This window comes from Bacillus sp. FSL R5-0659 (assembly GCF_038008785.1).
Lineage (GTDB): Bacteria > Bacillota > Bacilli > Bacillales > Bacillaceae > Bacillus > Bacillus safensis.
In genome coordinates, this window is sequence record NZ_JBBOZU010000003.1 from 1 (window position 1) to 6,344 (window position 6,344).

Below are 6,344 nucleotides of genomic sequence, written 5' to 3' on the forward strand. Positions count from 1 at the left end.
CGAGAAACGGGCAGACTACGATTATATCAAGCCTATTTTTGTAAAGTGAGGTTATGCCCTATGTGTGCGTGGCGAAGGTCATTGAAAATTGCTTATCACAACAAATTGATCGTTGAAGAAGCCAATCGGCAATATAAGCCAGCATGGATATTCCTCACGTTGACAGTCCGTAATGTCGAAGGTGATGCTCTGAAACAGACCATTTCGGATATGATGAAAGGCTTTAATAGATTGATGAAATATAAGAAAGTAGATTCTGCGGTGCGTGGATATTTCAGAGCTTTAGAGATCACGAAAAATCATGAAGAAAATACATATCATCCGCATTTTCATGTGTTGATTCCTGTTCGTACTGGTTACTTTGGTAAAAACTATATTAATCAAAAAGAATGGACAAGCCTTTGGAAGCGTGCCATGAAATTGGATTACACACCGATTGTGCATGTGCAGCGGGTCAAAGGAAAAAAGGGAATCGATGCGGAAGCGATTGAAAAAGAAGTCCGCGAAGCAATGGAAGAACAAAAAGCCATTCTTGAAATCTCGAAGTATCCTGTGAAGGATACGGATGTCATACGTGGCAATGAAGTGACCGAGGAAAATTTGGATACGGTCTATTATTTGGATGATGCATTAAGTGCCAGGCGGTTGATCGGGTACGGCGGGATCTTGAAGGATATTCATAAGGAACTGAATTTGACGGATGCGGAAGATGGAGATCTGATCAGAATTGAAGAAGATGATGATGAGGTAGCCAATGAGACGTTTGAAGTCATGGCACATTGGCATGTAGGCATCAAGAATTACATAATCACATAGAAAAGCAGGCTGACTAGAGCCTGCTTTTTTGTATGGATTAGTTGATTTTTGCTTTTAGAACTCTATAATCTCCACTGCCGTAAAGTCCTACGTCAACACGAGAAGAGTATTCAACAGGTGTGTATTTCAGTGCCTTGAAAGTTCCTCTACTGCGAATTTCCCAAACGCTAGGGTCTAGTTTGTGTTGTTTTGTTGAGTGAGATTTTGAATAAAAGACACCAGTTAAATAAGCATCATAACTGCTGCTTTTCAGTTTGCCTTTTTCATAAGTGAATTTACCACTTACTTCATGAGCAAAACCAAAAACAGGAGTGGTATTTTTGACCTTTGCATTGAATTTTTTTTGTTGTACTGCTTTTGTTGAAATGTCTTCAACGTTCATAGACAGTTCAAGTTTGTCTCCCTGTACGTTGAGAGGTTCTTGTACTACAACGTTATCTAATCCTTTTTTTAGTTGAGAGTTTGCTTTATCAGTTAGTTGATCTAGTTTGTCGTTGATTCTTTCAACTTCTTTCAGATGTGCTACAGGTTCATTTTGTGTTGCTTTCGCATCTGGAGCATATATTCCTAAAGATAAAGTGATCGCAGCAAGTCCCATTAAAACAGTTGAGCTGATTGATTTTTTTGATAGTTTTGTAGTCATATTGTTCAAATCCTCCTGAAATGATAGTATTACAAACGGTTACAAAATTTGGTTAAACAACCACAAATAAGGGACGGTGTATTGTGTATGCTAGCTGTTATTTATACGGTTTTAATAATGTTTTTGGTTTTCTATCTACTGAATTATTTAGGTCAGAAACTAATTACTAAAGATCGCCCTATTAATCATTTGATCATCATAGTGATCTCACTTATTGAAGCTATAATTGGTATCGTTTTGGCTTACTATAAACCACCGTTTTTGTAGAATTGATCTATAGAAATCACTCCTTTTTTTGGGTATATTTTCATCCTAACATTGAATTATTTAGCGTTGGGAATTCATTGGAAAATTTCTTTTTTGGTTGCGGTGACCGCAATCATTTTTTTTATTTTTTAGAGCTTCGTTTTGATGAAAATTTCTGTGGTAGAATCCGTTCACTGTGGAGGTGAACATGATGACCATTGAAATTCATGTGATGGATTTAGGGGCAATGATTATTTGTGGTTTGATGCTCTTTGCATTGTGGTTTGAAGAAGAAGTAGGCGAATAAAGCCTGCTTCTTTTTTATGGGGTTCGGGGAAGATTTCCCCGACTGGTTCGGACAGCGTCCGAGGTCTTGAATTTAGGAAAAATAATAGCCGACTTCTTCGGCGATTTTTCCTATCAGCGGAGCTGATCAGAAGGAGCGAAAGCGACTGTCGTAGCCCTCGGCAGAGACCGCACTTTACGGAGTAAAGTATAGCGGGCTATACTTTACATGGAAGTGTCGCCGGAAAATGTGGTAAAATTGAGAGAGAAAGTTGTTGCCGGTGGGAAGGGCGTGACGGAGAAAAATGGGCTTCATTATCTGTAATATGCGGAAGTTTAAGAGTGCGGATATAAAGGGTCTACAGATACATAATCAGAGGGAAAAAGAAAGCCACACGAACCCGGATATTGATCGAAATCGGGCGCATCTGAATTATGATTTATTGCATGATCAGCGAGTGGATTATAAGGCACTCATCAACGAACATATCGAGAAGAATGTGGAGACGAAACGGGCCATTCGAAAAGATGCGGTTAGGTGCTGTTCGTTCATGATCTCGGCAAGTCCCGAATTCTTCGAAAAGCTCTCTCCAGAGAGAGAAAAGGAATTCTTCAAATCGAACCTGGCATTTCTTCAGGAGCGTTACGGAAAAGAGCACGTGATGTATGCGTCAGTACATAAGGACGAAAAAACGCCTCATATGCATGTGGGGCTTGTTCCGATCACGAAGGAGAAAAAGCTATCTGCGAAGCAGATTTTCAACAAAGTTGAAATGAAGCAGCTGCAGGAAGCGATCGGGAAGCATAACGAAAAGTTTGGCTTGCTGCGCGGCGAGCCTTCAGATAAAAAATATCTTGAAATGAACAAGTTTAAACGTGAAGCCTTGAAAGAGGAGATCAAAGAACTGGAGCAACAAAAGTTAGATCATGAAAAAGCAGCTGCGCAAATTTCGGGGCGGCTAGATGATTTAAAAAAGACAGCATTTGAAGCGCAGGCAGTCGATCAGATCGAAGTGAAAGAGAAGGGCGGCTTACTAAAGGCTAAAACTGTTCAAATGAGTAAAGAAGATTTTGAACAGTTGCAAAAGATCGCCAGAGCCGGTGAAGTGTTCAAAAGGGACAATAAGAGCTTAGAGACTGAATTGGTACGTGAACGAAGTCGAACAAAAGAGTTGTCTAAAGAGAATGATCGTTTGAAAAGCGAAAACAGGAGCTTGAAAGCTGAAAAGAAAGAACTTGAAACAGAGAATCGCTTCTTAAAGCGTTCAATCAGTGCTTTCTTGACCTTTTTCGGAGAAAAGCAAAAAGAGTATAGAGCTTTGCTTGGTTATGCAAAAGCTCATATACTCACCAAAATGAACATGAAGATCACTGAAAAATACTTTGATCATAAGGATGAAGCCCCTGGAGCAAACAAATTTATCAGTGAAGAAAACGAGAGAAAACAGAATGCTCGAACAGCCAAGAAAAGTAATGATATGGAGATGGAAAGATAGGGCAGAAAAGCCCTATCAGTTTAAATAAAATAAGAGATGCCAATAAAGACATTTAAAATGATTACTGCTGCATCGATTCGCAACTTGAAATTTTTTGTTTCCAGTTCCATTTTGTTCATTCCTTTCTGTGTAATATTGTTCTTCGTTGTTAATATAGCAGCAGAAATAAAAACCTTTTAAAAAACGAAAAATAAAGCATGAGTCAACGGTAAGCGGAACGAAGTGAGCATTAAGGAGTTGACTCATTCACTGCACCCAAAAGCCTGTTATTCAAACAAACCCCGTTTGTTTGCGCCTGCCGAAGGGGCATCCCCCGAAGATCGGGGGTAGGGGGTTTGAATATTTGCCATCCAACGTGCTAGCGTTGGCGGGTTTGGGCAGAGCCCAAGAAAGGCGGTCCGATGATGAAAATGACAAGAGAGCGTTTTGAAAAAGGCATGAGATATGCGAAGGCAACACACGCCATTGAAGGAATTTATCTTACAGCTGACGAGGAAGAATTATTATGGCAGCATGCATCGGGTCAGATCACAGATGAGGAGTTTGAGAGAAAAGCTCTTGAATTGGCTTATAAAGTGATAGAATAGAGTAACAGGCGCAGGTGCGTAGCGGAAGACGACGACAGTCGTCGAGTGGCAACGAAAAGCGAAGCACCGTAGCCAACTGGAACCCCCTCACTCTAACAGGGGGGTAGTAATGTAAGATGAAAAATAAAACGTATAAAAAAACATGTCGTGCATTTCAAAAATGCCGTTGAGAGCGTTCAGATTCGATTCTGAGCGCTTTTATTTTTGTTCAGGTAATTGAAATAGGGGAATGGGTTAAAAACGCTTATAAGGGCTTTAAATGCGTTTTTTCGTTTTGTCTGCTGTCATGATTCCTAAAACTTGATGGCGAGATACCGAGCAAAATTCAAAAACGGTTGCGAGATACCGAAAATTTTCAAAATTGGAACTAGAATGGATTTTATAACGTACAAATTATGCTAGCATTTAACATAAAAAGGGATGTCGAAGGAGAGAGATGGGATGGAGAGTATTCCTGCTGCTGTGGTCGGACAGAAGATTAATGAGTGGTATCGGCATATCAAAAAATTGAATGTAACAGATGCGGAAATGCTTCGTGATGAGATTAAACGCGAATTAGATGTGATGGAAGAAGATGAACAAGCTGTTCTCTATTTTCAGTTGATGGACTTTCGTCATGAGCAGATGCTTGAGTATGTAAATCCTTCTCAAAATCAAGTGAACAAAGCTGATTATTTGCGAGCTGTTGAAGGTGAAGGTAAAAAGTTGACGGGTATCATGGAATACTACGTTCACTTTTTTAAAGGGATGTATGAATTCTCTAAGGGCGAGTACATAAAAGCCATTGCTTTTTATAGACATGCAGAAAAGAAGCTGGATAAAGTAGCTGATGAGCTTGAACGGGCTGAATTTTACTATAAGATGTCAGAGATTTTTTATCACATGAAGCAAACGCATTTGTCTATGTATTATATCGAGCAGGCGTATCATGCTTATAAAGCTCATAAAGCCAACGGGATGTATGAAATCAAGGTGATTCAATGTCGTTTTGTCATTGCAGGAAATTATGATGATTTATGTACGCATGAAAAAGCGATACCCCATCTAAAAGAAGCGGAAGAGTCGGCCAGGAATTTAGGCAACAAGTATATGCTTGCTAAAGCGTTGCTTAACCTCGGTGATTCTTATAAAAATATGGGGGATCAGGACAGAGCGCTTTATTTTTTGATCAAAGCTGTTGATCAAGCTAAAGAGTCTGGAGCTAAAGAACTTACACAGATTTATTATGAGTTGGCTTTACTGCATTTCAAGAAAAAGGAGCATGAATCGGGAAAACACTATTTTGAGTTGGGTGTTGAAAGTGCCGAAAGGTTCAATGATTGGTTTTTCATGAATTTGTTAAATGTGCTGAAGGCTCTTTATTTGGAGGGGGCTCAACCGACTGTTGTTGCGGATGCTTTAGAAGAACTTGACGATATTCGAGGCTATCCATATTTAGAAGAACTGGCGCTTGTGTCTGCTGAATTTTATACTGAACTTGGGCATATGGATGATTCTGTATATTTTTACAACAAAATGATCTATGCTCAAAAACAAATTCGGAGGGGCGAGTTCTTGTATGAAATTTAATGCCTTACTGCTTTCAATTGTTTGTGCTAGTTTATTAATCGTTAGTGGTTCTTCTTTTGTAATCCAACAAGATTCAAATGTGTCAGTTGCTTCAAGAAAGGCTACATGATGATGAGTCTTATTCGATTTGGTACATGAAAAGTGACAGACCTTTTGGGTCTGTTTTTTTGTTGAGCAGCATGGGCAAAAAATCAAAAAAAAATCTCCCCCTGCGGGGAAATTTGGTTTAGTCTTTGGTCTTTTAGGTTTTTGGGTTTTGATCTTTTAAAAAGATGGCGGTTCCGCCAGCTTTTTGGGCGATTTTGACGGAGTCAGAATCGTGTCTTTTCTTATCTTGATACATATAGAAACAATGAGATTTTCAAAAAGTACGATCAATCCAGTATTGTCAAGGGTTTGAGGGTAATTTGACAGTGAAAAACCCCGTCTGCTATTATTTAAGTGTCGAGCAAAAATAATAGAGTGCTAGAGAACTAGCGTCAGAAGGGGTTTTTCACTTTGTATTCATCTGAATCGAATTATAGCATCCTTGAGGACAAAACCGCAACAGGTAAAAAGCGGGATTGGCGAGGGAAAAAGGTGAGATCGTCACTTATGGCGGCTCATTATGAAGGACTTGAAAAGCGTACCGGTGCGCCTTACTACGGAAAAAAGGCAGAGAAAGTATGTGATTGTGCGGAATGTCTTGCGTTTAAGAGAGAT

General features: G+C 39.5%; 5 protein-coding genes and 1 pseudogene. 5 read left to right on the forward strand and 1 reads right to left on the reverse strand.

The annotated features are described in order from the left end of the window. Nucleotides 1-816: protein rep (locus NSQ72_RS19280; protein ID WP_341085096.1), on the forward strand; the 816-nt coding region annotated here is incomplete at its 5' end. 37 nt (nt 817-853) lie between these two features. Here the strand turns inward: NSQ72_RS19280 and NSQ72_RS19285 are convergent. Continuing rightward, nucleotides 854-1,459 carry a hypothetical protein gene (locus NSQ72_RS19285; RefSeq protein ID WP_144516570.1) on the reverse strand — a complete coding sequence of 202 codons (606 nt, stop codon included), beginning with the start codon at nt 1,457-1,459 and terminating at the stop codon, nt 854-856. Nucleotides 1,460-2,295: 836 nt separating this feature from the next. Between NSQ72_RS19285 and mobV the strand changes: the two genes are divergently transcribed. The 4 genes and pseudogenes from mobV to NSQ72_RS19305 form a co-directional block, all read left to right on the forward strand. Further along, nucleotides 2,296-3,486 carry a MobV family relaxase gene (gene mobV, locus NSQ72_RS19290; RefSeq protein WP_341085097.1) on the forward strand — a complete coding sequence of 397 codons (1,191 nt, stop codon included), beginning with the start codon at nt 2,296-2,298 and terminating at the stop codon, nt 3,484-3,486. 404 nt (nt 3,487-3,890) lie between these two features. Continuing rightward, nucleotides 3,891-4,073: an antitoxin VbhA family protein gene (locus NSQ72_RS19295; RefSeq protein ID WP_144516572.1), complete on the forward strand. Its 183-nt coding sequence runs from the start codon at nt 3,891-3,893 to the stop codon at nt 4,071-4,073. Between the two features lie 441 nt (nt 4,074-4,514). Next, the gene (locus NSQ72_RS19300; protein WP_341085099.1) at nt 4,515-5,642 is read left to right on the forward strand and encodes a Rap family tetratricopeptide repeat protein; all 1,128 of its coding nucleotides are present in this window, start codon (nt 4,515-4,517) and stop codon (nt 5,640-5,642) included. 498 nt (nt 5,643-6,140) lie between these two features. After that, a pseudogene (locus NSQ72_RS19305) lies at nt 6,141-6,344 on the forward strand (protein rep); the annotation flags it as partial.

Coding starts and splice junctions, on each gene's coding strand:
- NSQ72_RS19285 (WP_144516570.1), bottom strand. CDS start 1,459: ATGACTACAAAACTATCAAAAAAATCAATCAGCTCAACTGTTTTAATG.
- NSQ72_RS19295 (WP_144516572.1), top strand. CDS start 3,891: ATGAAAATGACAAGAGAGCGTTTTGAAAAAGGCATGAGATATGCGAAG.
- mobV (WP_341085097.1), top strand. CDS start 2,296: ATGGGCTTCATTATCTGTAATATGCGGAAGTTTAAGAGTGCGGATATA.
- NSQ72_RS19300 (WP_341085099.1), top strand. CDS start 4,515: ATGGAGAGTATTCCTGCTGCTGTGGTCGGACAGAAGATTAATGAGTGG.